Origin of the sequence: Actinomadura meyerae (assembly GCF_900188445.1) — a bacterium.
In the GTDB taxonomy this organism is placed as follows: Bacteria; Actinomycetota; Actinomycetes; order Streptosporangiales; family Streptosporangiaceae; genus Spirillospora; species Spirillospora meyerae.
Genome location: NZ_FZOR01000008.1, coordinates 78,390 through 103,322, shown reverse-complemented (window position 1 = coordinate 103,322; position 24,933 = coordinate 78,390). Strand labels below are relative to the sequence as shown.

Sequence of the window (24,933 nt, the reverse complement as noted above, 5' to 3'; positions counted from 1 at the left end):
CCCATCTCAGCATCCCCGCGGCACCGCCTCGTCCATCCGGGTGAGGATGCCGCGTACATCCTTCGGACGACGCGCGAAACCCTCACCGCAGACGACGTTCGGCGGCACCGCCGCGAGCAGGATGGACACCGTGCTCATCGCCGTCATCGCCGGCTGCGAGATCGGATTCTGGATCGTCCTCGCCGCCGGGCTGCTCGCCCGCTACCCGCTCCGCCTGCGCCGCACCGGCGCGGCCCTGCTGCTGTGCGTCCCGCTGGTCGATCTGGTCCTGCTGGCCGCGACGGCGGTCGACCTGCGCGGCGGGGCGACGGCCGGCACCGCCCACGGCCTCGCCGCCGCCTACCTCGGCTACTCCGTCGCGTTCGGCCACAGCATGGTCCGCTGGGCGGACGAGCGGTTCGCGCACCGCTTCGCCGGAGGCCCGCCGCCGCGCGGCAAGCCGCGGTACGGCGGCGCGCGCACCCGCTACGAGTGGCGCGAGTTCGGCAAGGCCGCCCTCGCGACCGCCATCGCCTGCGGCCTCCTCCTCGCGATGATCGTCATTGTGGGCGACCCCGGCCGCACCGAGGCACTCAACGCCTGGCTGGGGCGCCTGGGCGTCGTCCTGGCGATCTGGTCGATCTGGCCGGTGAGCTACACCCTCTGGCCCGCGAAGCCGAAGGTGCGCGAAGACCGCGCGCCGTGAGGGTGAGGCGCGGCCGCCGCAGGAGCGTCCAGTCGCCGGGGAACGCGCGACGGCCGCGCCCCGGGCGGGGCGCGGCCGTCGCGTGCGGCCCGGGACCGTCAGACGTTGAAGCCGAGGGCGCGCAGCTGGTCGCGCCCGTCGTCGGTGATCTTGTCCGGGCCCCACGGCGGCAGCCAGACCCAGTTGATCTTGACGTCCTTGACCAGGCCCTCCAGCGCGCTGTGGGCCTGGTCCTCGATCACGTCGGTGAGCGGGCAGGCGGCGCTGGTGAGCGTCATGTCCAGGGTGGCGGTCTCGTCGTCGAGGTTCACGCCGTAGACCAGGCCGAGGTCGACGACGTTGATGCCGAGCTCGGGGTCGACGACGTCCTTGAGCGCCTCCAGGACCTCCTCCTCCTGCGGGGTGGTCCCGGCGGTCGCGGGGGTGTCGGTCATGATGCCTCTCCCAGTGCGCGTGCGGTCGCGTCCTTCCACGCCATCCAGGCGAGCAGGGCGCATTTGATCCTGGCGGGGTACTTGGACACCCCGGCGAAGGCGATGGCGTCCTCCAGGACGTCCTCGTCCGGCTCGACGTCCCGGCCGCGGGACTGCATCAGCGCCAGGAACTCCTCGCCGACCGCCATCGCCTCCTTCACGGACTTCCCGATGATCAGGTCCGACATCACCGATGCGCTGGCCTGGCTGATCGAGCAGCCCATGGCGTCGTAGGACACGTCGGCGACCGTGGCGTCCTGGCCGTCGCCGTCCAGGTGGACGCGCAGCGTCACCTCGTCACCGCAGGTCGGGTTGACGTGGTGGGCCTCGCCCTCGAACGGCTCCCGCAGCCCCTTGTGGTGGGGGTTGCGGTAGTGGTCCAGGATGACCTCCTGGTACATCGCCTCCAGCTGCATGTCGTCCCTTCCAAGCCTTTTCTGCCTACAACCGGCCCGCCGCTCAGTGTGTTCCGAAGAACTTCTGGGCGTGCCGTACCCCGTCGGCGAGCGCGTCCACGTCGGCGAGGGTGTTGTAGAGGTAGAACGTCGCGCGGGTGGTCGCCGGGATGCCGAAGCGCCGGCAGATCGGCCACGCGCAGTGGTGGCCGACGCGGACCTCCACGCCCAGGTCGTCCAGGACCTGGCCGACGTCGTGCGGGTGGATGTCCTCGACGGTGAACGACACCGCGCCGCCGCGCGCCTCGGTGGTGCCGGGGCCGATGACGCGCACCCCCGGGATCTCGCCGAGCCGCTCCAGCGAGTAGGCCACCAGGGCCTCCTCGTGGGCGTGCACCCGGTCCATGCCGATCTCGGCGAGGTACTCGCAGGCGGCGCCGAGCCCGACGGCCTGCGCCGTCATCGGCACGCCCGCCTCGAACCGCTGCGGCGGCGGCATGAACGTGGTGCCCTCCATGCGGACGACCTCGATCATGGACCCGCCGGTGATGAACGGCGGCATGGCCTCCAGCAGCTCGCCGCGCCCCCACAGTACGCCGATGCCGGTCGGGCCGAGCATCTTGTGGCCGGAGAACGCCAGGAAGTCGGCGCCGAGGTCGGCGACGTCGACCGGCTGGTGCGGCACCGACTGCGCGGCGTCCAGCAGGACGAGCGCGCCCACGGCGTGCGCCCGCTCGATGATCCGCTTCACCGGCGGGACGGTGCCGAGCACGTTCGACTGGTGCGTCAGCGCGACGATCTTGGTGCGCTCGTTCACCAGGTCGTCGAGGCCGGCCAGGTCGAGGCGGCCCTCGTCGGTGATGCCGAACCAGCGCAGCGTGGCCCCGGTCCGGCGGCACAGCTCCTGCCACGGGACGAGGTTGGCGTGGTGCTCCATCTCCGACACCACGACCTCGTCGCCGGGGCCCACCGCGAACCGCTCGGCCTCCGGGCCGGCGGTCGCCGCGTTGCTCATCGCGTACGCGACGAGGTTGATGCCCTCGGTGGCGTTCTTGGTGAACACGATCTCGGCCGGCGTCGCGCCGATGAACCGGGCGATCGACGCGCGGGCGCTCTCGTACGCCTCCGTCGCCTCCTCGGCGAGCAGGTGCGCCCCGCGGTGCGGGGCCGCGTTGTGCCGCTCGTAGAACTCCCGCTCGGCGTCCAGCACCCGGACGGGCTTCTGCGACGTCGCGCCGGAGTCGAGGTACACCAGGGGGCGCCCGCCGCGGACCGTGCGCCGCAGCAGCGGGAAGTCCTTCTTCAGCTCCTCGGGCAGCAGGGCCGCTCCCCGCGGCGCGGCGGTCCCCCGGCCCGCTTCGCTCGCGGTCATAGCGAAGCGCCCGCCTTCACGTACTTCTCGTAGCCCTGCTCCTCGAGCTCGTCGGCGAGCTCGGGGCCGCCCTCGGCGACGACGCGGCCGGCGGCGAACACGTGCACGAAGTCGGGCTTCACGTACCGCAGGATGCGGGTGTAGTGGGTGATCAGCAGGACGCCGGTGTCGCCGGAGGCGAACCGGTTCACGCCCTCGGAGACGACCTTGAGGGCGTCGACGTCCAGGCCGGAGTCGGTCTCGTCCAGGACGGCGACCTTCGGCTTGAGCATCTCCAGCTGCAGGATCTCGTGCCGCTTCTTCTCACCGCCGGAGAAGCCCTCGTTCAGGCTGCGCTGCGCGAACGCCGGGTCGATGGACAGCGCGTCCATCGCCTGCTTCATCTCCTTGGAGAACTCGCGGAGCTTCGGCGCCTCGCCGCGGACGGCGGTCACGGCCGAGCGCAGGAAGTTCGACACCGACACGCCCGGCACCTCGACCGGGTACTGCATCGCCAGGAACAGCCCGGCGCGGGCGCGCTCGTCCACGGACATGGCGAGGACGTCCTCGCCGTCCAGCGTGACGGTGCCCGACGTCACCTCGTACTTGGGGTGCCCGGCGACCGCGTAGGCCAGGGTGGACTTGCCCGAGCCGTTCGGCCCCATGATGGCGTGGGTCTCGCCGGCCTTCACGGTCAGGTCGACCCCGCGCAGGATCTCCTTCGCCCCGTCGGAGCCGTCGCCGACGGAGACGTGGAGGTCGCGGATCTCTAGCGTGGCCATAGTGCGTGTAGTCCTTCGTAATGGGGTCAGGCGTCGCCGAGCGAGACGTAGACGTCCCCGCCCTCGACCTTGACCTTGTAGGTGGCGACCGGCTGCGTGGCCGGCGGGTTGGTGGGCTTGCCGCTGCGCAGGTCGAAGCAGGACCCGTGCAGCCAGCACTCGATGGTGCCGTTGTAGACCTCGCCCTCGGAGAGCGAGACCTCGGCGTGCGAGCAGATGTCGTTCAGCGCGTAGACGTCCTCGCCGCTGCGCACGATGGCGACCGGCGTGTCGTCGATCTCGACGCCGAGGGCCCCGTCGGCCGGGACCTCCTCCAGCGCGCACACCTTGACGAACCCCTGCCCTCCGGGCGTCGCGGGCGCGGTCATCGCTCGCCCGCCCTGACGTCCAGCTCCTCCTCGATGGCCTCGCGGACCTTGTCGCGGACCTCGGCGACCTCGATCCGGTCGACGAGCTGGCCGAGGAAGCCCCGCACGACCATGCGGCGCGCGTCGTCGAAGGTGATGCCGCGCGCCTGGAGGTAGAACAGGTGCTCGTCGTCCAGCCGGCCGGACGCCGAGGCGTGCCCGGCGCCGGCGACCTCGCCGGTAAGGATCTCCAGGTTCGGCACCGAGTCGACCCGCGTGCCGTCGGTGAGGACGAGGTTGCGGTTCAGCTCGTAGGTGTCGGTGCCCTCCGCCTCCGCGCGAATGATCACGTCGCCGATCCAGACGGCGTGCGCGTCCTGGTCCTGCAGGGCGCCGCGGTAGTCGACGCGGCTGCGGCAGTGCGGCACGGTGTGGTCGACGAGGAGGCGGTGCTCCAGGTGCTGGCCGCCGTCGACGAAGTACACGCCGTACAGCTCGGCGTCGCCGCCGGGCCCGTCGTAGGACACCGACGGCGAGATCCGCACGACGTCGCCGCCGAGCGAGATGTTGTGCGAGACGAACCGGGCGTCGCGGCCGAGCCGGGCGTGCTGGTGCGACACGTGCACGGCGCCGTCGGCCCAGTCCTGCAGGCTGATCACCGAGAGCCGGGCGCCGTCGCCGACGACGAACTCGACGTTGTCGGCGTAGGTCGCCGGGCCGCGGTGGGTGAGCACGACGGTCGCCTCGGCGAACGGCTCCACGATGACGGTGGTGTGCCCGTAGGCGGCGGCGGAGCCGTCCTCGCCGCGGCGCCGCAGGACGGTCGGCGCCGAGGCGACGGCCTCCTTCGGGACGGTCACGACGACGGCCTCGGTGAAGGAGTTCCACGCCTGGGCGCTGACCCGGTCGGCGGGCACGTAGGACTTGCCGATCCGCGGGTCGTCGCGGCCGACGGTCTCCACGGTGACCTCGGGGGCCGCCTCGGCCTCCGTGACGACCTTGCCGCCCTCCTCGGCGGTGCCCTTGTGCAGGCCGCGCAGGCGGCGCAGCGGGGTGAACCGCCACTCCTCCTCGCGGCCGGTCGGCACGTCGAAGTCGGCGACGTCGTAGGACGCCTTCTCGTGCAGCGTCGAGAGAGGCCTGGTGTCGAGCCCCATCAGCCGACGGCTCCTTCCATCTGCAGCTCGATCAGCCGGTTCAGCTCGAGGGCGTACTCCATCGGCAGCTCCCGCGCGATGGGCTCGACGAACCCGCGCACGATCATCGCCATCGCCTCGTCCTCGGTGAGCCCGCGGCTCATCAGGTAGAACAGCTGCTGCTCCGACACCTTGGAGACGGTGGCCTCGTGGCCCATCTCCACGTCGTCCTCGCGGACGTCGACGTAGGGGTAGGTGTCGGACCGGCTGATCTGGTCGACCAGCAGCGCGTCGCACTTGACGGTGGACTTGCTGTGCTCGGCGCCCTCCTGGATCTGCACCAGCCCGCGGTAGGACGTGCGGCCGCCGCCGCGCGCCACCGACTTGGAGATGATGCTGCTGGAGGTGTTCGGCGCGGCGTGCACCATCTTGGCGCCGGCGTCCTGGTGCTGATCCTCGCCGGCGAACGCGATCGACAGGGTCTCGCCCTTGGCGTGCTCGCCGAGCAGGTAGACGGCCGGGTACTTCATGGTGACCTTGGAGCCGATGTTGCCGTCGACCCACTCCATGGTGGCGCCCTCGTAGGCGACGGCGCGCTTGGTCACCAGGTTGTAGACGTTGTTGGACCAGTTCTGGATGGTCGTGTAGCGGACGCGGGCGTCCTTCTTCACGACGATCTCCACGACGGCGGAGTGCAGCGAGTCCGACTTGTAGATCGGGGCGGTGCAGCCCTCGACGTAGTGGACGTAGGAGCCCTCGTCGGCGATGATCAGCGTCCGCTCGAACTGGCCCATGTTCTCGGTGTTGATCCGGAAGTAGGCCTGCAGCGGGATCTCGACGTGCACGCCCGGCGGGACGTAGATGAACGAGCCGCCCGACCAGACCGCGGTGTTGAGCGCGGCGAACTTGTTGTCGCCGACCGGGATCACCGAGCCGAAGTACTCCTGGAAGATCTCCGGGTGCTCGCGCAGGCCGGTGTCGGTGTCGACGAAGATGACGCCCTTCTCCTCAAGGTCCTCGCGGATCTTGTGGTAGACGACCTCCGACTCGTACTGCGCGGCGACGCCGGCGATGAGGCGCTGCTTCTCCGCCTCGGGGATGCCGAGCTTGTCGTAGGTGTTCTTGATGTCCTCGGGCAGTTCCTCCCAGGACGCGGCCTGCTGCTCGGTGGAGCGCACGAAGTACTTGATGTTGTCGAAGTCGATGTCCGACAGGTCCGAGCCCCAGGTGGGCATCGGCTTCTTGCTGAACAGCCGCAGCCCCTTGAGGCGGAGGTCGAGCATCCACTCGGGCTCGTCCTTCTTGCCCGAGATGTCGCGGACGACGTCCTCGTTCAGGCCGCGTCGCGCCGAGGCGCCGGCCTCGTCGGGGTCGGCCCAGCCGAACTTGTACCTGTCCAGCCCCTCGAGTTCGGGGTGGGCTGCCGTAGTCATAGGGAGGTCCCTCCGGACTCCTCGTCACTGATCTGTGTGTGCTCGGGGGCGTCCCCCGCGTTCCCCGCGTCCCCCGCGCCGCCGCCGGGGGCGGTGCCCGCGGCGGGACCGCCGTCCCCGTCCGCCCCGCACAGGGAGCGGGAGCTGACGTGGGTGGTGCAGATCCCGTCGCCGTGGGCGATCGTGGCCAGCCGCTGCACGGGGGTGCCGAGCAGGCGGCTGAACGCCTCCGTCTCGGCCTCGCACAGCTGCGGGAACTCCGCGGCGACGTGCGCGACCGGGCAGTGGTGCTGGCACAGCTGCTCGCCGCCGCCCGGCTGGGGCGCCTTCGCGGCGGCGGCCGCGTAGCCGTCGCCCGACAGCGCCTCGGCGAGCGTGCGGACCCGCTGCTGCGGCGGCGCGTCCTGCACGACGGGGCGGTAGCGCCGCTCCAGGTCGGCGATCTGCCGCCGGGCGAACTCGGCGACCGCGTGCTCGCCCGCCGTGTCGGCGATGAACCGCAGCGCGCTGGTCGCCAGGTCGTCGTAGGCGTGCACGAACGCGCTGCGCCCGGCGTCGGTGATGGCGAACCACTTGGCGGGCCGGCCCCGGCCGCGCCGGGTCTGCGGCACCCGCGCCTTGCGGACCTCGATCATCCCCTCGGCCAGCAGCGCGTCCAGATGCCGGCGGATCGCGGCCGGCGTGAGGCCGACGCGTTCGCCCAGCGTGGACGCCGTGACCGGGCCGTGCTCGAGGATCAGCCGGGCCACCCGGGCGCGCGTGTCGCGCTCGGTGTGACCGGCGGACGACGGCACGCCGGAAGGCCGCGCGGGGGCGGTCCGGGCGCTCGTCTGATCCTCGCTCACGTATTTCACAACATCAGTGTGCCGTAATTACTTCCCCCGAAACACCGGATCGCCGATGTCGTAGCTCACGCAGGTAAGCCTTACCTAACCTGCGGTTTCTCGCCGCTGACCGGAACCGCCGCCCCGCGCGGCAGCAGCAGCACCGGGCACGGCGCGGCCCGCAGGATCTTGCCGGAGCTCTCCCCCAGGAAGACCTTGCGCAGCGGCGCGTCGTGGCCGGACAGGCAGGTCAGTATCTCGCCGTGCAGCATATCGACGGTGCCGAGCGTCTTGGCGATGTCGGTCCCGATCGCCGTGACCCGCTCCACCGGCGTCCCGCCGCCGAACAGCCCGGCGGCGTAGCGCAGGTCCTCCTCGGCCTGGGCGAGCTGGCGGTCCAGGACGCCGCCGGGCACCCGGAACCGGGCCGCGAGGCCGGGCGGCCTCAGCACGAGGGTGAGCAGCCGCAGCTCCACGCCCAGCCGCTCGGCGATCGCGGCGGCGGCCGACAGCGGCCCCTCGGCGTCCGGCGGCCCGTCGGCGCCCCGGCGCCGCAGGTAGGCGACCGTCATCCGGGAGAACCGGCGCGGCGGGTGCGCCGCGTAGCCGCGCGGCGCCAGCATGACCGGGACGGGCGAGCCGTGCAGCAGCTGGTCGGCGGTGCTGCCGACGGCGACCCTGCCGCGCCGGCCGCGCGGCGCCGAGCCCGCCACGATGAGGTCGGCGCCGGTGTCCTTGGCGACCTCGATCAGGCCGCGGCCGCTGCCCCGGTGGGCGTGGACCCGCGGGGTGACGTCCCGCCGCGGGACGCCGAACTCCGCCAGCCGCGCCAGGGCCGCGTCGAGGGCCTCGTCCGCCTGACCCTTGAGGTAGGCGACCCATTCGGCGTCCACCGCGCCCGGCCCGGGGGTGGGCCACGGCGGCGGGTGCACGTGCACGGCCGTCAGCGGCGCCCTCATGGTCCGGGCGAGCAGGGCCGCCAGCGCGAGCGCGTCGTCACCGCGCTCGTCCGGCGCGTAGCCCACCAGCACCCGCATGCCGTCGGCGGCGTTCTCACGAGCGTTCATCAGAGCCCCTTTCGGGCGGGGTCGCGGGGCGGTCCGGCCGCCAGGCGGGAATGGCGGCGCCCGTACAGGAAGTAGGCGGCCAGGCCCACGGCGGTCCACAGGGCGAACACCGTCCACGTCACCCCGCCGAGGCCGACCATCAGGTACACGCAGAACCCGACGCCGAGCAGCGGCGTCACCGGGAACAGCGGGGTCCGGAAGCTGCGCGGCAGGTCGGGTTGGGTGCGGCGCAGCACGATGACGCCGACGCTGACCAGCGCGAACGCGAACAGCGTGCCGATGCTGGTGGCATCGACGAGCCGGCCGAGGGGGACCACGGCGGCCAGGACCCCGATGAACACCGCCACGATCAGGGTGTTGGCGACGGGCACCCGGCGGGCGGGGCTGACCTTCTGGAAGACGTCCGGGACGAGCCCGTCCCGCGACATCGCGAACAGGATGCGGGTCTGCCCGTACATGACGGTCAGCACGACGCTGGCGATCGCGATCACGGCGCCCAGCGCGAGGACCATCGACGGCCAGGACTTCCCAGTCGCCACGTCCAGCACCTCGGCGAGGGACGCCTCCGCGCCGCTGACCTCGAACCTCTCCCAGTGCATGGCGGCGACGGCCGCGAGCCCCACCAGCACGTAGAGCACCGTGACGATCAGCAGCGACAGGACGATCGCGAGGGGCAGGTCGCGGCGCGGGTTCCTGGCCTCCTCGCCGGCGGTGGAGGCGGCGTCGAAGCCGATGTAGGAGAAGAACACCTTGCCGCCCGCGGCGCTGATCCCGGCCCAGCCCATGGGCGTGAACGCGCTGAGGTTGCCCGACTCGAACGCGGTGAAGGCGACCGCGCAGAAGAACAGCAGCACGCCGATCTTCAGGAAGACCATGACCGTGTTGGCGGTGGCGCTCTCCGAGGTGCCGCGCAGGAGCAGCAGCGTGGCGAGCACGACCACGACGACGGCGGGGATGTTGACGAGGCCGCCCTCCCCCGGCGGGCCGCTGACGGCGTCGGGGATCGTGAACCCGAACGCGGCGTCGAAGAACGCGTTGAGGTAGGAGCCCCAGCCGACCGCGACCGCCGACACCGACACCGCGTACTCCAGCAGCAGGCACCAGCCGCACACCCACGCGACCAGCTCGCCGAGCGTGGCGTAGGAGTAGGAGTAGGACGAGCCGGACACCGGGATCGTCCCGGCCAGCTCCGCGTACGACAGGGCGGAGAACAGCGCGGTGACGGCGGCGAGGACGAAGGACAGCACGACCGCCGGGCCGGCCAGCGGCACCGCCTCGCCGAGGACGACGAAGATGCCGGTGCCGAGGGTCGCGCCGACGCTGAAGAAGGTGAGCTGGAGCAGGCTCATCGTGCGCTTCAGCTCGCCGCCCTCGCCCTGCCCGCCCTCGGCGACGATCCGGTCGACGGGCTTGGTCCGCAGCAGGCTGCGGGCGAACGACGGCGCCTCCGGCGCCGTTCCGGCCGTCACGGCTCCTCCCCGGTCACAGCGTGCTCTCCAAGGGCCAGGTGGCGTTGGGGGTGACGATGGTGCCCGCGGTGCCCTCCAGGATCTCCACGCACTGGTCCAGCAGCCCGATCGCGGCCATGTCGCCGGTCCGCTCCACGAAGCTCGCGGCCGCCGCCACCTTGGGGCCCATGGACCCGGCCGGGAAGTCCTCGGCGCGCAGCTCGTGCGGGGTGGTGTGGGCGATCTCCTCCTGCTCCGGGGTGCCGTAGCCGCGCATCACCCGGGGCACGTCGGTGAGGATCAGCAGCGCGTCGGCGTCCATGCTCTCGGCGAGGAGCGACGCGGTGAGGTCCTTGTCGATCACCGCCTCGACGCCCTCCAGCCGCCCGACGTCGTTGCGGACCACCGGCACACCGCCGCCGCCCGCGCAGACCACCACGGTGCCGAGCCGCACCAGCTCCCTGATCAGCCGGGTCTCGATCACCCGCTGCGGGCGCGGGGACGGCACGACGCGGCGCCAGCCGTCCCCGTCCTGGCGGACGGTCCAGCCGTACTCGGCGGCGAGCTTCTCCGCCTCGTCCCGGTCGTAGACCTGCCCGACGAACTTGGCCGGGTCCGCGAAGGCCGGGTCCACCGCCGACACCAGCGTCTGGTTGATCATCGCGACGACCTGGCGGCCCGGCAGCGCGTTCTGCAGCGACTGGAGCATCCAGTAGCCGATCATGCCCTGGGTCTCGGCGCCGATGGTGTCCAGCGGGTACGGCCGGGTCAGGCCCGGGTCGTTGACGCTCTCCAGCGACAGCACCCCGACCTGCGGGCCGTTCCCGTGCGTGACGATCAGCTCGTGCGTGCGGGCCAGCGGCGCCAGCGACCGCACCGCGCGGTCCACGTTGGCGCGCTGCGGCGCGGCGTCGGGCGTCTCCCCCCGCCGCACCAGCGCGTTCCCCCCGAGCGCGACGACCACGCGCATCCGCTCCCCCTCACCCGCCCGGCCCCCCGAGCGTCGCGACCATGACCGCCTTGATGGTGTGCATCCGGTTCTCGGCCTCGTCGAAGACGATCGAGGCGGCGGACTCGAACACCTCCTCGGTGACCTCCAGCTCCGCCAGGCCGGTCTTCCGGTAGATCTCCTCCCCCACCGCGGTCTCCCTGTTGTGGAAGGCGGGGAGGCAGTGCATGAACTTGGCGCGGGGGTTGCCGGTGGCCCGCATGACCTCGGCGTTCACCTGGTAGGGCGTGAGCAGCGCGATGCGCTCGTCCCACACCTCCTTGGGCTCGCCCATCGACACCCACACGTCGGTGAGGACGAAGTCGGCGCCCCGGACGCCCTCGGCGACGTCCTCGGTGAGGACGATGTCCGCCCCCGTACCGGCCGCCACGGCCATCGACGGCCGGACGACCGTCTCCTCGTCCGGCCACAGGGCGTACGGCGCCACGATCCGCACGTTCATGCCGAGCAGCGCGCCCGCGGCCACGTAGCTGTGGCCCATGTTGTTGCGCGCGTCGCCCAGGTAGGCGTAGGTGACGTCCCGCAGGGGCTTGTCGCTGTGCTCGCGCATGGTGAGCATGTCCGCGAGCATCTGCGTGGGGTGCCACTCGTCGGTCAGCCCGTTCCACACGGGGACGCCCGCGTACTCGGCGAGTTCTTCGACGAGCCTCTGGCTCGACCCCCGGTACTCGATGCCGTCGTACATCCGCCCCAGGACGCGGGCGGTGTCCTTCATCGACTCCTTGTGGCCGATCTGGGCGCCGCTGGGGTCGAGGTAGGTGACGAGGGCGCCCTGGTCGTGCGCGGCGACCTCGAACGCGCAGCGCGTCCGGGTGGAGGTCTTCTCGAAGATCAGCGCGATGTTCCGCCCGGTCAGCGCCGGGGTCTCGGTGCCGGCGCGCTTGGCGGCCTTCAGCTCGGCGGCCAGGCCGAGCAGGGACCCGAACTCCTCCGGCGTGAGGTCGAGCTCCCTGATGAGGCTGCGGCCGCGCAGGTCGAGCGCCAATTCCGGTCTCCGAGGGTCGTGCCGCGGGCGGCGTGCGTACGGTGGTCGTCAGGCGGTGGTCGTCAGGCGTCCCGGACGAGCGGGCAGGTCATGCAGCGCGGGCCGCCGCGGCCCCGGCCGAGCTCGCTCCCGCGGATCGTGATGACCTGGACGCCGTGCCGGCTCAGCTCGTTGTTGCTCGTCGCGTTGCGCTCGTAGGCGACGACGACGCCGGGCGCGACGGCGAGCACGTTCGCGCCGTCGTCCCACTGCTCGCGCTCGGCGGAGAACACGTCCTGCTTCGGGACGATGACCTTGATGTCGTCCAGCCCGAGCGCGGCGGCGATCGCCCGGTGCATGTCCTCCGCCGGGTGATCGGTGATCTTCAGCTCCTTCTCGGTGTCGCCGGGCTCGACGGTGTGCGACGGCAGCATGCCCATCCCGGCGTAGGCGGTGAACACGCCGTGGTCGACCATCGTCATGACCGTGTCCAGGTGCATGAACGCCCGCCGGTGCGGCATCCGCAGCGCCACGATCCGGGTGCACGACCCGGCGGCGAACAGCGACTGCGCGAGCATCTCGACGGCCTGCGGCTGCGTCCGCTCGCTCATCCCGACCAGCACGGCGCCGTTCCCGATGACCAGGACGTCGCCGCCCTCCAGCGTCGCCGGGGCCATGGCCCTCCCGCCGCTCCACACGTGGAAGCCGCCCTCGGCGGGCCGGTCGTAGCCGGCGGCGAACAGCGGGTGCCAGCGGTAGACCGCCTCCATGTGCACCGTCTCGCGCATGCGCGCCTTCTTGCGCATGGTGTTGATCGAGACGCCGTCGTAGATCCAGCAGGAGGTGTCGCGGGTGAACAGGTGGTTCGGCAGCGGCGACAGGATGAACCCGTCCATCGGGATGGAGTGGAACGCGATGGACGCCGGCGCGGGCATCCGCTCCAGCATCTCGCGCTTGGTGATGCCGCCGATGAGGTAGGACGCCAGCTCGTCGACCTCCATCGCGTCGAGGAGGTTGCGGATGGCGTCGGTGGCGAGCGGGCCGAACCAGCGCGGGTCGATGACGGCGTCCAGGATGTGCTTGCGCGCCTCCGGGATGCCGACCGTCTCGCTCAGCAGGTCGTTCAGCAGGTGGGTGCGTACGCCCTCGGCCCGCAGGACGTCCTCGAACTCCTCGTGCTCCTCGACCGCGCGCCGCACCCACAGCACGTCGTCGAACAGCAGCCCCGCGGCATTGGACGGGGTGAGCCGCTTCAGCGACAGCTCGGGCCGGTGCAGCAGCACCTCCCGGAGCCGGCCGGCCTCCGAGTCAACGTGGAACATCCGCACCTCCGCCGAGCGCGGCCCCCGTGCCGCGCGCCCCCCGGCCGCCGGACCCGGCCGGCGACAGGTCCGCGATTCCCGCGCTCGGCCTCGCGAAACTCGGCCCGCTCCGACCCGCGGGCTTTACCCGACCTTCACCCGCCCGGCCGCCGGGGGCCCGCGCGAAGCTGCCGGGCCCCGGACCTAGACTCGTCCGCATGACACCCCCGGGAGGCGGCAGGGACGACGCCGTCGAGCTGCGCTCGCTGGTGAAGCGCTACGGGACGGCCGGCCGGGAGCGGCGGGCCGTGGACGGGCTGTCCTTCAACGCCGCCCGGGGCGCCGTGACCGCGCTGCTCGGCCCGAACGGCGCGGGCAAGACCACCACGATCGAGATCTGCGAGGGGTTCCGGCGGGCCGACTCGGGCACCGTCCGCGTCCTCGGGCTCGACCCGGCCGCCGACGCGCGGGCGCTGAAGCCCCGCGTCGGCGTGATGCCGCAGTCGGGCGGCGTGCCGGGCACGGCCCGCGCCGGGGAGTTCCTGGACCTCGTCGCCTCCTTCCACGCGACGCCGCTCGGCACCGGCGCGCTGCTGGAGCGGCTCGGCCTCACCGAGCACGCCCGCACCCCGTTCCGCCGCATGTCCGGCGGGCAGCAGCAGCGGCTCTCCCTCGCCGTCGCCATCGTCGGGCGGCCCGAGCTGGTGTTCCTCGACGAGCCCACCACCGGCCTCGACCCGCAGGCGCGGCACGCCACCTGGGACCTCATCGGCGACCTGCGCGCCGCCGGGGTGTCGGTGGTCCTCACCACCCACAACATGGAGGAGGCCGAGCGCCTCTCCGACCACGTCGTCATCGTCGACCACGGCAAGGTCGTCGCCGAGGGCGCCCCCGAGGTGCTGACCGGCGCCGAGCGGCAGCTGCGGTTCCGCGCCCGGCCCGGCCTCGGCCTCGACGAGCTGCTCGCGGCGCTGCCCGCCGGGAGCGCCGCCAAGGAGTCGCCCGCCGGGCACTACCTGATCGAGGCCGACGTGCGGCCCGAGCTGCTCGCCACCGTCACCGCCTGGTGCGCCTCGCACGGCGTCATGACCGAGGACCTGCGGATCGAGCGCCGCACCCTGGAGGACGTCTTCCTCGAACTGACCGGACGGGAGCTGCGCGCATGACCGCACCGCTGGACCTGTCCCCCGCGCCGGGGACCGTGCCGCTGCCGCGGATGGTCCTGTCGCAGGCGCGCTACGAGGTCCGCACCGTGCTGCGCAACGGCGAGCAGCTGCTGCTGACGCTGATCATCCCGGTGGTGCTGCTCGTCCTGTTCGGCGCCACGTCCCTGCTCGACCTCGGCGCGGGCCGCCGGGTCGACTTCCTCACCCCCGGCATCCTCGCGCTCGCGGTGATGTCCACGGCGTTCACCGGGCAGGCGATCGGCACCGGGTTCGAGCGGCGCTACGGCGTGCTCAAGCGGCTCGGCGCCACCCCGCTGCCGCGCGGCGGGCTGATCGCCGCCAAGACCGCCGCCGTCCTCGCCGTCGAGGCGGCGCAGGCCGCGGTGATCTGCGCGGTGGCGCTGGCGCTCGGCTGGAGCCCGCACGGCGACCCCGGCTCGGTGGTCGTCCTGCTGCTGCTCGGCACCGCCGCGTTCTCCGGGTTCGGGCTGCTCATGGCCGGGACGCTGCGCGCCGAGGCCACCCTCGCCGCCGCGAACCTGGTCTACGTCCTGCTGCTCGCCGTCGGCGGCGTGGTGTTCCCGCTGGACAAGTTCCCCGGCCCGGTCCGCGACGCCCTGGAACTGCTGCCGATCTCGGCGCTCGCGGGCGGGCTGCGCGACGTCCTGCGGGACGGCGCCGCGCTCCCCGGGCAGCCCCTGCTCGTCCTCGCGGTGTGGGCCGTCGCCGGACTCGCCCTCGCCGCCCGCTTCTTCCGCTGGGAGTGATCGTTGGCACTCGCTGAGGCGCCCGGCTCGATCGGCGGCGCGGGCCGCGCGCACGGCCTCGTCCGCGCGCTGTCCCCGGCCTCGGTCCCGCCGCCCGCGCTGATCCTGCTCGGCATCGTGTCGGTGCAGGTCGGGGCCGGGCTGGCCAAGCACCTGTTCGAGCGGCTGCCGCCGACGTCGGTGGTGTCGATCCGGCTGCTGGCCTCGGCGCTCGTGCTGGGCTTCCTGGCCCGCCGGGCGCTGCTGCCGGTGCTGCGCGGGCACTCGTGGACGAGCCTGGCGGTCGTCGCCGGCTACGGCGTCTCCCTGGCCGGGATGAACTTCGCGTTCTACCAGTCGCTGTCGCGGATCCCGCTGGGCGTGGCGGTGACGATCGAGTTCCTCGGCCCGCTGTCGGTCGCCATCGCCGGCTCCCGGCGCCCCCGCGACCTGGTCTGGGTGGCGCTCGCGGCGGCCGGGGTGCTCATGCTCGCCCGCGGCGGCGGCGACCTGGACCTCATCGGCATCGGGTTCGCGCTGCTCGCCGCCATCGGCTGGGCCGCCTACATCCTGCTCACCGCCGCCACCGGGCGGCGCATCCCCGGCACCACCGGGCTCGCGCTGGCGAGCATCGTCGGCACGCTGGTGATGCTGCCGGGCGGTCTCGCGGCGGGCGTCGCCGCGGGCGGCGGCGCGCTGCTCGACCCGACGCTGCTGCTGATCGGGCTCGGCGTCGGGCTGCTGTCGTCGGTCATCCCGTACTCGCTGGAGCTGGAGGCGCTGCGCCGGGTGCCCGCCCGCGTCTTCGGGATCCTGATGAGCCTGGAGCCCGCCGTCGCGGCGCTCGTCGGGCTGGTGGTGCTCGGCGAGGTCCTGTCCGCGCGGCAGTGGGTCGCGGTCGGCTGCGTCATCGTCGCGTGCGCCGGGGCGACCCGCGGGCGGAAGGATCCGCCGGAGGCGCCGGAGGCCTGAGCGGTGGCGGGCGCGTGTGGCAGGGTGGAAAGATCAGGTGGACAGACCGAACCGAGAGGAGCCGCCGTGATCGGCCGGACCGAGGACCAGGGCATCCCGCCGGAGTTCTTCGAGGCGGGCTCGGCCTCGTTCGTCGACTTCCTGAGCGTCCACTCCCCCGAGCTGCTCCCGGTCAACCGGGTGCCGGAGGGCGACGCCCCGGAGCTGCCGCACGGCACGACCGTCCTCGCACTGGAGTTCCCGGGCGGCGTCATGATGGCCGGCGACCGGCGAGCGACGCAGGGCAACCGCATCGCCTACCGGGAGCTCGACAAGGTGCAGCGCGCCGACGAGTACTCCGCGGTCGCGTTCGCCGGGACGGTCGGGCTGGCGCTGGAGATGGTGCGGCTGTTCCAGGTCGAGCTCGAGCACTACGAGAAGATGGAGACCGTCCCGCTGTCGCTGCCGGGCAAGGCCCGCCGGCTGGGCGCCGTCATCCAGGCCAACCTCGCGCAGGCGCTGCAGGGCCTCGCCGTCGTGCCGCTGTTCGCCGGCTACGACCCCGACACGGCCGAGAGCCGCATCTACACCTACGACATCACCGGCGCCCCGCAGGAGGCCCGCGACTTCCACGCGGACGGGTCCGGCTCCCCCTACGCGCTGGGGGCGCTGAAGAAGCTGTACCGGCGCGACCTGTCCCTGGAGGACGCCGCCACCGTGTGCGTCCAGGCCCTGTACGACGCGGCCGACGACGACACCGCCACCGGCGGGCCCGACCCGTCCCGGCGGATCTACCCGACGGTCGCGGTCGTCACCGGCGACGGCTACCGGCGCCTGCCCGAGGACCAGGTCTCCGCGATCGCCGACGAGGTCGTCCGCGGCCGGATGGACAGCCCCGGCGGGCCGACCGCGCCCCTGCGCTGAACACCGGACGGCACCGCGCCGGGTCCCGTGCGGGCGCCGGGCTGAGCACGGGAAACGTCGTACCCCCCGCCTAGACTCGGCCGTATGGCACGCGCTAACGACGAGGCCGCCGCGCTCATCCAGGAGCTGGCCGACCTGCTGTCCATCACCGGTGGTGACGCCTTCAAGATCAGGGCGTACGAGAAGGCGGCGCGGGCGATCGCCGGGTACCCCGACGACATCGCGGACCTCGACCTGGCCGGGCTGCGCGCCATCCCGGCCGTGGGCGAGGCGATCGCCAAGAAGGTCCTCGACTACACGACGACGGGCACGATCCGGCAGGTGGAGGAGCTGCGCGCGAAGATCCCGGCCGGGGTCCGCGCGCTCACCGAGATCCCCACGCTCGGCCCGAAGAAGGCCCTCGCCGTCTACGAGGAGCTCGGCGTCTCCTCGGTCGACGAGCTGGCCGCCGCCATCGGGGAGGGGCGGCTGCGCGGCCTCAAGGGCTTCGGCGCCAAGACCGAGGAGAACATCCTGCGCGGCATCGAGCTGCTGCGCAGCTCCGGGGAGCGGGTGCTGGTCGACGCCGCCGCCGGGGTCGCCGACGAGGTCGTCGCCGCGCTGTCGGAGCTGCCGCAGGTGGAGCGCTGCGCCCACGCCGGGTCGCTGCGCCGGATGCGCGAGACGATCGGCGACGTCGACGTCCTCGCGGCGTCCCGCGACCCGCGCCCGATCATGGCCGCGTTCACCGCGCTGCCGTTCGTGGCGGAGGTCATCGCGAGCGGCGAGAAGAAGACCTCGATCCGCACCGCCAAGGGCCTGCAGGTCGACCTGCGGGTGGTCCCGCCCGAGTCGTGGGGCGCCGCGCTGCAGTACTTCACCGGTTCCCAGGCGCACAACATCCGCACCCGCGAGATCGCCGTGAAGGCGGGCCTCAAGCTGTCGGAGTACGGCCTCTTCGACGCCGGGACCGACGAGCTGATCGTGTCGGAGACCGAGGAGGAGGTCTACGAGCGCCTCGGCCTGCCGTGGATACATCCCGCGCTCCGCGAGGACACCGGCGAGATCGAGGCCGCCCTGAAGGACGAGCTGCCCCGCCTCGTCACCGTCGGCGACCTGCGCGGCGACCTGCACAGCCACACCGACCTCACCGACGGCATCGCGTCCCTGGCCGACATGGCCGCCGCCGCGCACGCCCGCGGCCTGGAGTACTACGCGATCACCGACCACGCGCCGAACCTGGTGATGCAGCGCATGACGGACGAGAAGATGCTCGCCCAGCGCGCCGAGGTCGCCGAGCTCCAGAAGCGCTACGACGACCTCGTCCTCCTGCACGGCACCGAGCTGAACATCGACCCCGACGGCGGCGTCGACTGGGACGCCGACTTCCTGTCCGGCTTCGACGTGTGCGTCGCCTCGATCCACTCCCACTTCACCCAGGACCAGGCGGCCATGACCCGGCGGCTCGTCCGGGCCTGCGAGAACCCGCACGTGCACGTGATCGGCCACCCGACGGCGCGCAGCATCGGCCGCCGCCCGCCGGTGGACGCCGACTGGGACGAGGTGTTCCGCGCCGCCGCCCGCACCGGCACCGCGATGGAGATCGACTCCTTCCCCGACCGGCTCGACCTGCCCGCCGACCTGATCCGCCGCGCGAAGCGGTTCGGCGTGAAGTTCTCCGTCGACACCGACGCGCACTCCCTCGCGCACCACCGCAACATCCGCTACGGGATCGGCACCGCCCAGCGCGGCTGGCTGACGCCCGACGACGTCATCAACACCTGGCCGCTGCCCCGCCTGCGCGAGTTCCTCAAGAAGAAGCCGTAGCGGCGCGGGCCGGTCAGGCGGGTTGCGGCGCCTCGCTCTGGGCCACGGCGGCCGGGGCGGGCGCCGCCGCGGCGGGGACGGGGCCGCGGTCGCGGAGGGCGAAGAAGAGCCGGAACGCCGCGATCCACATCAGCACCGCGCCGAGCATGTGCAGGAGCACCAGCCAGGCGGGGACGCCGAGGAAGTACTGGGTGTAGCCGATCGCGCCCTGGACGACGAGGAGCCCCACCAGCTCCAGCGCACGCAGGCGCGCGCGCCGCAGGCCGGGGCCGCCGGCGCGGTAGAGGGCGATGATGACGGCCACCGTCAGCGCGATGGTGAGCCAGGCCAGCTCGCCGTGGATGCGGGCGACGTCGGTGATGTCGAAGCCGTAGCGGCGGGACTCGGCGTCGCCCGCGTGGGGGCCGGTGCCGGTGACGACGGTGCCCGCGACGAGCACGGCGGCGGACGCGGCCAGCAGCGCGGCGGCGAGGCCGCGCGTCCACGGCCCGGTGAGCCGGCGCGGCGGCGCGTCGCCCTCGCCCGCGCGGACCCACAGGGCCACGCAGAAGACCAGCAGCGCGGGCGAGACGAGGAAGTGCAGCGACACCGCGGCCGGGTGCAGCTCGGTGAGGACGACGATGCCGCCGATGACGGCCTGCGCGACCACGCTCATCGGCTGCGCGAGCGCCCACCACACGAGGTCCTTGCGGCGCGGGACGAGCCGCAGTGCCGCGACGAACACCAGGACGCCGACGCCGAGCACCACGAAGGTGATCAGCCGGTTGCCGAACTCGATCGACATGTTCAGCCAGTGGTGCTCGGGGTTGTGCGTGGGGACGAGGCTGTCGCCGCTGCAGCGCGGCCAGTCGGGGCAGCCGAGCCCGGACTCGGTGACCCGCACGGCCCCGCCGCTGACGACGATCAGCACGTTGCCGAGGACGCCGAGCAGCGCGAGCAGCCGCAGCGAACCGGGGGTGGGACGCCATACGGCGTTCCAGGCCCGGGCCGGGAGGTTGGACGAGGGTCGCTCTGCCACGGCCCCATCGTATGGCCGGGTCCCGGACGCCCGGACCCGCCCCCCGGTTACCCGCCGTAGGGGCCGTAGGGGCCGTAGGGGCCGGGCGGGCGCGGCGGCAGGAACCCCGACGGCCCCTGCGCCGCCCAGGGCGGGCCCGCGGGCCAGTTCGACCCGGGGCGCGGCGGGGTGCGCAGGAACGCCTGCCGGGCCAGCGCCATCAGCCCCAGCAGCGCGTCGCGGCGGGCGACGAACCAGCGCTCGTCGGCCACCCCCCGGTCGGCGCGCTTGTGCAGCAGCGCCAGCTCGGTCGCGGCGAGCTGGTAGTCGGTCATGGCGCGCGCGGCGGCCGGGCCGCCGACGGACCGGGCCCACCGGCGGGCGGCCCGGCGGGACGGGATGGAGCGCAGCATCCGCACGTCCTGCGGCGTCACCAGGCCCGTCCCGGCGTACCGCGGCAGGTACGTCTCGATGCGGCGGACGGTGCCGCGCCGCTCGACGAAGACGATGACGATCAGCGCCACCAGGACGCCGAAGTCCAGCAGGTAGACGATGCCGAGCCCGGGGAGGCCGAACGCGCCGGCGGCGCCGTTCCACAGCCCGTGCAGGACCATCGCGCCGAGCAGCCCGAGCAGCGGCGCGGCGACCTGGCCGCGCCGGTGGGTGGCGGCGTAGGCGACGCCGAGGCCGGTCATGGAGGTGAACAGCGGGTGGCTGAGCGGGGCGATGAGGCCGCGCAGGATGAACACCGCCTGCAACTGCTGGGCACCGCCGTCCTCGAACGCCCGCATGTAGTAGGTGATGTTCTCCATCATGGCGAAGCCGAGGCCGACCATGGCGGCGTAGATGATGCCGTCGGCGAACCCGTCGATCTCGTTGCGGCGGAACCACAGCATCCCGAACAGGACGGCGCCCTTCAGCGTCTCCTCGATGACCGGCGCGCCGAAGGTGGCGCTGACGAAGTGGCCCTCGGTCTCCCCGAAGATGGGCACGGTGACGTAGAGCAGCCCGGCGGTGTTGAGGACGAGCGCGCCGAGCACCGCGATCCCGGCGCCCCACATGAACGAGAACACGAGCGCGCGCGGCGGCTCGGGCTCCAGCCGGTCGAGGGTGAGCGCGAGGGCCACCAGCACCGGGATCGGCAGGATGGCGAGCACCACGCCGACCCAGAAGCCCGCGCCGCCGAACGCGGCGTCGGCGCCGAACGCGACCAGGATGCAGAGCCCGGACACGGTCAGCCCGACGATGAGGCCGACCGGGGGGCGTCCGGGCACCCTGCCTTCGAGCACCGCCTTCGGGTCCATGCGCGCCATGTCGTGAGGGTAACGGCAGGTCGGGCGAACCGCTAAGCCGGGAGTGTCGCGGAGCGTGACCGCACGGGGCGCGTCAGTGCAGCAGCGGGTCGATCGCCACGGCGGTGAACAGCAGCGCCAGGTACACGTTGGACAGGTGGAAGAAGCGCATCGGCCGCAGGTGGACGCCGGTGACGCCGGCCCGGACGGCCTTCAGCAGCCGGTGGCCCTCGGCGAGGAACACCAGGCCGAGCACGACGGCGACGGCGCCGTACACCGGGCTCATCCCGGCGACCGGCCACAGCGCCAGCGAGGCCGCGACGGTGGCGTAGGTGTAGGCGAGGCTCTCGGTGACGACGCGGCGCTCGGACGCGACGACCGGCAGCATCGGGACCTTGGCGACGGCGTAGTCCTCGCGGTAGCGCATCGCGAGCGTCCACGTGTGCGGAGGCGTCCACAGGAACACCACCATGAACAGCACGAACGGCGTCCAGGCGACGGAGCCGGTGATCGCGGCCCAGCCGATGAGGACGGGCATGCACCCGGCGATGCCGCCCCACACGACGTTCTGCGAGGTGCGCCGCTTGAGCAGCAGCGAGTACACGAAGACGTAGAACAGGATCGCGAACAGCGACCCGGCGGCCGCGACGGGGTTGACCGCGAGCAGGAACCCGGCCGTGGACAGCACGGCCAGCGTCACCCCGAAGACCAGGGCGCGGGCCGGGGTGACCTGGTGGCGGGCCAGCGGGCGGCGCCGGGTGCGGCGCATCTTGGCGTCGATGTCGCGGTCGATGTAGCAGTTGATCGCGTTGGCGGATCCGGCGGACATCGTCCCGAACGCCAGCGTGAGCAGCACGGTGGACAGCGGCGGGACGCCGCCGGCCGCCAGGAACATCACCGGGATCGTGGTGATCAACAGCAGTTCGATGACGCGTGGCTTCGTGAGCGCCACGTAGGCGCGCACGCTCGCCCCCACCGAGCGGCGGGCGGCGCTTTCGGCGGGGTCCGGCAGGAGGGCGGGCGCGAGCGCCCCCGGCACCTCGTCGAGCTCGATCCCGCGCTTGTTGCTGAGCACCGTCACAATCGGGTCCACGTCCAACTAGGGATGAGAAATCGGTCCACCTCGGCGGTGCCCCCGCGTTCCGGGCCGGCCTCCGGTTGATGCGACTTCGGCTGGTCTTGTTGCGGCGGCCGCTTTCCGTCGGCCGCGCCATCACTGTAGTCCGACCCCTCCCGAGGCCGTGCACCGGGTCGCCGGACGCGCCGGGGCCGTGATCGCCGGGCCCGGCGGACGGGACCGCCCGGCCGCGGCGGACGCCTCGCCTCCCGGCCGCGCACCCCCGGCGCACCCCCGCCCGGACGCGTCCGGGATCACCCCCCGGTTCCCCCGCGTGGGGGGTTAGTCCGGGAGGCGTCCGGGCAAGGGTGCATGAAGGCGCCGCACGCGGTGCGGGCCCCGGACGCGCGTCCCCCGGCGCGCTCCCGTCCCCGCCTGCGGCGGCCCTCCCGCGCGATAGGCTCGCCTGGGGCGCGACATGATCTTCGCCCGCCGCCGGCCGGCGGCGGAACGGGGCACGGGGAAGCGCGCCGGGCCGCCCGGCGTTACGGCCATCGGGGCCCGTGGCCGGGCGGCGCGGGGCTGCGGCGCACGACATCTGCACAGTCATCTTGACATCGGTTCGAGAGGAGCCTGGCGTTCCGTGAGCAGGGACAACAGCACGTTTGAGTGGTCCGACCAGGACCGGCGCGCGGTGGACGTGATCCGCGCCCTCGCCATGGACGCGGTCGAGGAGGCGGGCTCGGGCCACCCCGGCACGGCGATGAGCCTCGCGCCCGCCGCCTACCTTCTCTTCCAGCGCTTCCTCCGGCACGACCCGACGGACCCGAACTGGGCCGGGCGCGACAGGTTCGTGCTCTCCTGCGGCCACTCCAGCCTGACCCTCTACATCCAGCTGTACCTGTCGGGCTACCCGATGACGCTGGACGACCTGAAGGCGCTGCGCAAGTGGGGCAGCCTCACCCCCGGGCACCCGGAGCACGGGCACACCGCCGGGGTGGAGACCACCACGGGGCCGCTCGGGCAGGGCATCGCCAACGCGGTCGGCATGGCGATGGCGGCGCGCCGCGAGCGCGGCCTGTTCGACCCGGACGCGCCCGAGGGCGCCTCCCCGTTCGACCACACCATCTGGGCGTTCGCGTCGGACGGCGACATCGAGGAGGGCATCAGCCACGAGGCGTCCGCCCTGGCGGGCCACCAGCGCCTCGGCAACCTCGTGCTGCTCTACGACGACAACAAGATCTCGATCGAGGACGACACCGCGATCGCGCTGTCGGAGGACGTGCGGGCCCGGTACGCGGCCTACGGCTGGGACGTCCACCACGTCGACTGGACCGAGAACGGCGACTACGAGGAGAACGTCGAAGCGCTCGCGGCGGCGTTCGCCGCGGCGAAGGCCGAGACGTCCCGCCCGTCGTTCATCGCGCTGCGCACGATCATCGGCTGGCCGGCGCCGAACAAGAAGAACACCGGAAAGATCCACGGCTCGGCGCTCGGCGCCGACGAGGTCGCCGCGACCAAGCGGATCCTCGGCCTGGACCCGGCGGAGACCTTCCACGTCCCCGAGGACGTGCTGGCGCACGCGCGGCACGTGTCGGAGCGGGGCCGCGCCGAGCACGCCGCCTGGGACGAGGCGTTCGAGGCGTGGCGGTCGGCGAACCCCGCCCGCGCCGCCGAGTACGACCGGATCTCCACGCGCACGCCCCCGCCCGGCTGGGAGGAGGCGCTGCCGTCGTTCGAGGCCGGCAAGGACATCGCCACCCGCGCCGCGTCCGGCGAGATCCTGGCGTCGCTGGCGCCGGTGCTGCCGGAGCTGTGGGGCGGTTCCGCCGACCTCGCCGAGAGCAACAACACCACGATGAAGGGCGAGCCGTCCTTCATCCCCGAGGAGTTCCAGACCAAGGAGTTCCCCGGGCACCGCTACGGCCGGACGCTGCACTTCGGCGTCCGCGAGCACGCGATGGGCGCGATCTGCAACGGCATCGCGCTGCACGGCGGCACCCGGCCCTACGGCGGCACGTTCCTGATCTTCAGCGACTACATGCGCCCGGCGGTCCGGCTGGCGGCGCTGATGAAGCTGCCGGTCACCTACGTGTGGACGCACGACTCGATCGGCCTCGGCGAGGACGGCCCGACGCACCAGCCGGTCGAGCACCTGTGGGCGCTGCGCGCCATCCCGGGCCTGGACGTCGTCCGGCCGGCCGACGCCAACGAGACGGCCGTGGCGTGGCGGACGATCCTGCAGCACACCGACCGGCCGGCGGGCCTGGCGCTGACCCGGCAGAAGCTGCCGACGCTGGAGCGCGGCGGCGAGCTGGCGTCCGCGGAGGGCACCGCCAAGGGCGGCTACGTGCTGGCCGACGCCGACGGCGGGCGGCCCGAGGTCATCATCATCGCGACCGGCAGCGAGGTCCAGCTCGCCCTGGAGGCGCGGACCGCGCTGCAGGCCGAGGGCACGCCGACCCGGGTGGTGTCGATGCCGTGCGTGGAGTGGTTCGAGCAGCAGACCGACGCCTACCGGCAGGAGGTCCTCCCGCGCGGCGTGAAGGCCCGCGTGTCGGTCGAGGCGGGCGTCGCGCTCGGCTGGCGGAACTACGTCGGCGACGACGGCGAGTCGGTGAGCCTGGAGCACTTCGGCGCGTCCGCCGACTACAAGACGCTGTTCCTGCAGTTCGGCATCACCGCGGAGCGGGTCGTCGCGGCCGCCAAGGCGAGCCTGATCAAGGCCGGCGTGCACGGCGCCGGGCGCGGCGAGACCACCGGCAACTAGGAGGAGAGC

Annotated in this window: 24 protein-coding genes; 7 read left to right on the top strand and 17 right to left on the bottom strand. The window is 73.1% G+C overall.

Features of this window, described 5'->3' with window-relative positions:
* Nucleotides 1-6 precede the first annotated feature (6 nt).
* Nucleotides 7-129, bottom strand: a complete 123-nt coding sequence (locus CHF16_RS41830; RefSeq protein ID WP_281259339.1) for a hypothetical protein — start codon at nucleotides 127-129, stop codon at nucleotides 7-9.
* Between the two features lies 1 nt (nucleotide 130).
* On the opposite strand from CHF16_RS41830, the gene CHF16_RS11205 reads away from it, so the two are divergent.
* Complete coding sequence (locus CHF16_RS11205; RefSeq protein ID WP_089325905.1) at nucleotides 131-685, top strand: hypothetical protein; 555 nt, start codon at nucleotides 131-133, stop codon at nucleotides 683-685.
* 98 nt (nucleotides 686-783) lie between these two features.
* On the opposite strand, the gene CHF16_RS11200 is transcribed toward CHF16_RS11205, so the two are convergent.
* The 13 genes from CHF16_RS11200 to CHF16_RS11140 all read right to left on the bottom strand — a co-directional run bounded on the left by CHF16_RS11200 (nucleotide 784) and on the right by CHF16_RS11140 (nucleotide 13,236).
* A complete protein-coding gene (locus tag CHF16_RS11200) occupies nucleotides 784-1,119 on the bottom strand; it encodes a metal-sulfur cluster assembly factor (protein WP_089325904.1) in 336 nt (111 codons plus the stop codon).
* A complete protein-coding gene (gene sufU / locus CHF16_RS11195) occupies nucleotides 1,116-1,574 on the bottom strand; it encodes a Fe-S cluster assembly sulfur transfer protein SufU (RefSeq protein ID WP_089325903.1) in 459 nt (152 codons plus the stop codon). Before sufU ends, CHF16_RS11200 begins: the two co-directional genes overlap by 4 nt.
* Before the next feature lie 43 nt (nucleotides 1,575-1,617).
* Nucleotides 1,618-2,925: a cysteine desulfurase gene (locus CHF16_RS11190; RefSeq protein ID WP_089325902.1), complete on the bottom strand. Its 1,308-nt coding sequence runs from the start codon at nucleotides 2,923-2,925 to the stop codon at nucleotides 1,618-1,620.
* A complete protein-coding gene (sufC, locus tag CHF16_RS11185; protein WP_089325901.1) occupies nucleotides 2,922-3,686 on the bottom strand; it encodes a Fe-S cluster assembly ATPase SufC in 765 nt (254 codons plus the stop codon). Before sufC ends, CHF16_RS11190 begins: the two co-directional genes overlap by 4 nt.
* 26 nt (nucleotides 3,687-3,712) lie before the next feature.
* A complete protein-coding gene (locus CHF16_RS11180; RefSeq protein WP_089325900.1) occupies nucleotides 3,713-4,054 on the bottom strand; it encodes a non-heme iron oxygenase ferredoxin subunit in 342 nt (113 codons plus the stop codon).
* Nucleotides 4,051-5,190, bottom strand: coding sequence for a Fe-S cluster assembly protein SufD (sufD, locus tag CHF16_RS11175; RefSeq protein ID WP_089325899.1), 1,140 nt, complete (start codon nucleotides 5,188-5,190; stop codon nucleotides 4,051-4,053). Before sufD ends, CHF16_RS11180 begins: the two co-directional genes overlap by 4 nt.
* Complete coding sequence (sufB, locus tag CHF16_RS11170; RefSeq protein ID WP_089325898.1) at nucleotides 5,190-6,602, bottom strand: Fe-S cluster assembly protein SufB; 1,413 nt, start codon at nucleotides 6,600-6,602, stop codon at nucleotides 5,190-5,192. The genes sufD and sufB overlap by 1 nt, the downstream gene beginning before the upstream one ends.
* Entirely contained in the window at nucleotides 6,599-7,456 is an 858-nt protein-coding gene (locus tag CHF16_RS11165; RefSeq protein ID WP_425427486.1) for a helix-turn-helix transcriptional regulator, read from the bottom strand. The genes sufB and CHF16_RS11165 overlap by 4 nt, the downstream gene beginning before the upstream one ends.
* Nucleotides 7,457-7,527: 71 nt before the next feature.
* The gene (locus CHF16_RS11160; RefSeq protein ID WP_245868358.1) at nucleotides 7,528-8,493 is read right to left on the bottom strand and encodes a universal stress protein; all 966 of its coding nucleotides are present in this window, start codon (nucleotides 8,491-8,493) and stop codon (nucleotides 7,528-7,530) included.
* Nucleotides 8,493-9,962, bottom strand: a complete 1,470-nt coding sequence (locus CHF16_RS11155; protein WP_089325897.1) for an amino acid permease — start codon at nucleotides 9,960-9,962, stop codon at nucleotides 8,493-8,495. Before CHF16_RS11155 ends, CHF16_RS11160 begins: the two co-directional genes overlap by 1 nt.
* 13 nt (nucleotides 9,963-9,975) lie before the next feature.
* Complete coding sequence (gene arcC, locus CHF16_RS11150; protein WP_089325896.1) at nucleotides 9,976-10,911, bottom strand: carbamate kinase; 936 nt, start codon at nucleotides 10,909-10,911, stop codon at nucleotides 9,976-9,978.
* Between the two features lie 10 nt (nucleotides 10,912-10,921).
* Complete coding sequence (argF, locus tag CHF16_RS11145; RefSeq protein ID WP_089325895.1) at nucleotides 10,922-11,935, bottom strand: ornithine carbamoyltransferase; 1,014 nt, start codon at nucleotides 11,933-11,935, stop codon at nucleotides 10,922-10,924.
* Nucleotides 11,936-11,997: 62 nt separating this feature from the next.
* Nucleotides 11,998-13,236, bottom strand: a complete 1,239-nt coding sequence (locus tag CHF16_RS11140) for an arginine deiminase (RefSeq protein WP_089325894.1) — start codon at nucleotides 13,234-13,236, stop codon at nucleotides 11,998-12,000.
* 197 nt (nucleotides 13,237-13,433) lie between these two features.
* On the opposite strand from CHF16_RS11140, the gene CHF16_RS11135 reads away from it, so the two are divergent.
* From CHF16_RS11135 to polX, 5 genes are all read left to right on the top strand, one after another.
* Nucleotides 13,434-14,381 (top strand): ABC transporter ATP-binding protein, encoded by a 948-nt coding sequence (locus tag CHF16_RS11135; RefSeq protein WP_089325893.1) that lies wholly within the window; start codon nucleotides 13,434-13,436, stop codon nucleotides 14,379-14,381.
* On the top strand, nucleotides 14,378-15,148 hold the full coding sequence (locus CHF16_RS11130) for an ABC transporter permease (RefSeq protein WP_089325892.1): 771 nt from the start codon (nucleotides 14,378-14,380) through the stop codon (nucleotides 15,146-15,148). The genes CHF16_RS11135 and CHF16_RS11130 overlap by 4 nt, the downstream gene beginning before the upstream one ends.
* A 3-nt stretch (nucleotides 15,149-15,151) precedes the next feature.
* Nucleotides 15,152-16,099, top strand: coding sequence for an EamA family transporter (locus CHF16_RS11125; protein WP_089325891.1), 948 nt, complete (start codon nucleotides 15,152-15,154; stop codon nucleotides 16,097-16,099).
* A 66-nt stretch (nucleotides 16,100-16,165) separates the two neighbouring features.
* Entirely contained in the window at nucleotides 16,166-17,002 is an 837-nt protein-coding gene (gene prcB / locus CHF16_RS11120) for a proteasome subunit beta (protein WP_089325890.1), read from the top strand.
* A gap of 84 nt (nucleotides 17,003-17,086) precedes the next feature.
* A complete protein-coding gene (polX, locus tag CHF16_RS11115; RefSeq protein WP_089325889.1) occupies nucleotides 17,087-18,808 on the top strand; it encodes a DNA polymerase/3'-5' exonuclease PolX in 1,722 nt (573 codons plus the stop codon).
* A 13-nt stretch (nucleotides 18,809-18,821) separates the two neighbouring features.
* Here the strand turns inward: polX and CHF16_RS11110 are convergent, their stop codons facing one another.
* From CHF16_RS11110 to CHF16_RS11100, 3 genes are all read right to left on the bottom strand, one after another.
* Nucleotides 18,822-19,826: a COX15/CtaA family protein gene (locus CHF16_RS11110; RefSeq protein WP_089325888.1), complete on the bottom strand. Its 1,005-nt coding sequence runs from the start codon at nucleotides 19,824-19,826 to the stop codon at nucleotides 18,822-18,824.
* Between the two features lie 47 nt (nucleotides 19,827-19,873).
* Complete coding sequence (locus tag CHF16_RS11105) at nucleotides 19,874-21,118, bottom strand: PrsW family intramembrane metalloprotease (RefSeq protein WP_089325887.1); 1,245 nt, start codon at nucleotides 21,116-21,118, stop codon at nucleotides 19,874-19,876.
* A 73-nt stretch (nucleotides 21,119-21,191) separates the two neighbouring features.
* Nucleotides 21,192-22,136: a heme o synthase gene (locus tag CHF16_RS11100; RefSeq protein WP_089326009.1), complete on the bottom strand. Its 945-nt coding sequence runs from the start codon at nucleotides 22,134-22,136 to the stop codon at nucleotides 21,192-21,194.
* 736 nt (nucleotides 22,137-22,872) lie between these two features.
* Here CHF16_RS11100 and tkt point away from each other — a divergent pair.
* The gene (tkt, locus tag CHF16_RS11095; protein ID WP_245868384.1) at nucleotides 22,873-24,924 is read left to right on the top strand and encodes a transketolase; all 2,052 of its coding nucleotides are present in this window, start codon (nucleotides 22,873-22,875) and stop codon (nucleotides 24,922-24,924) included.
* The last annotated feature ends 9 nt before the right edge of the window (nucleotides 24,925-24,933 follow it).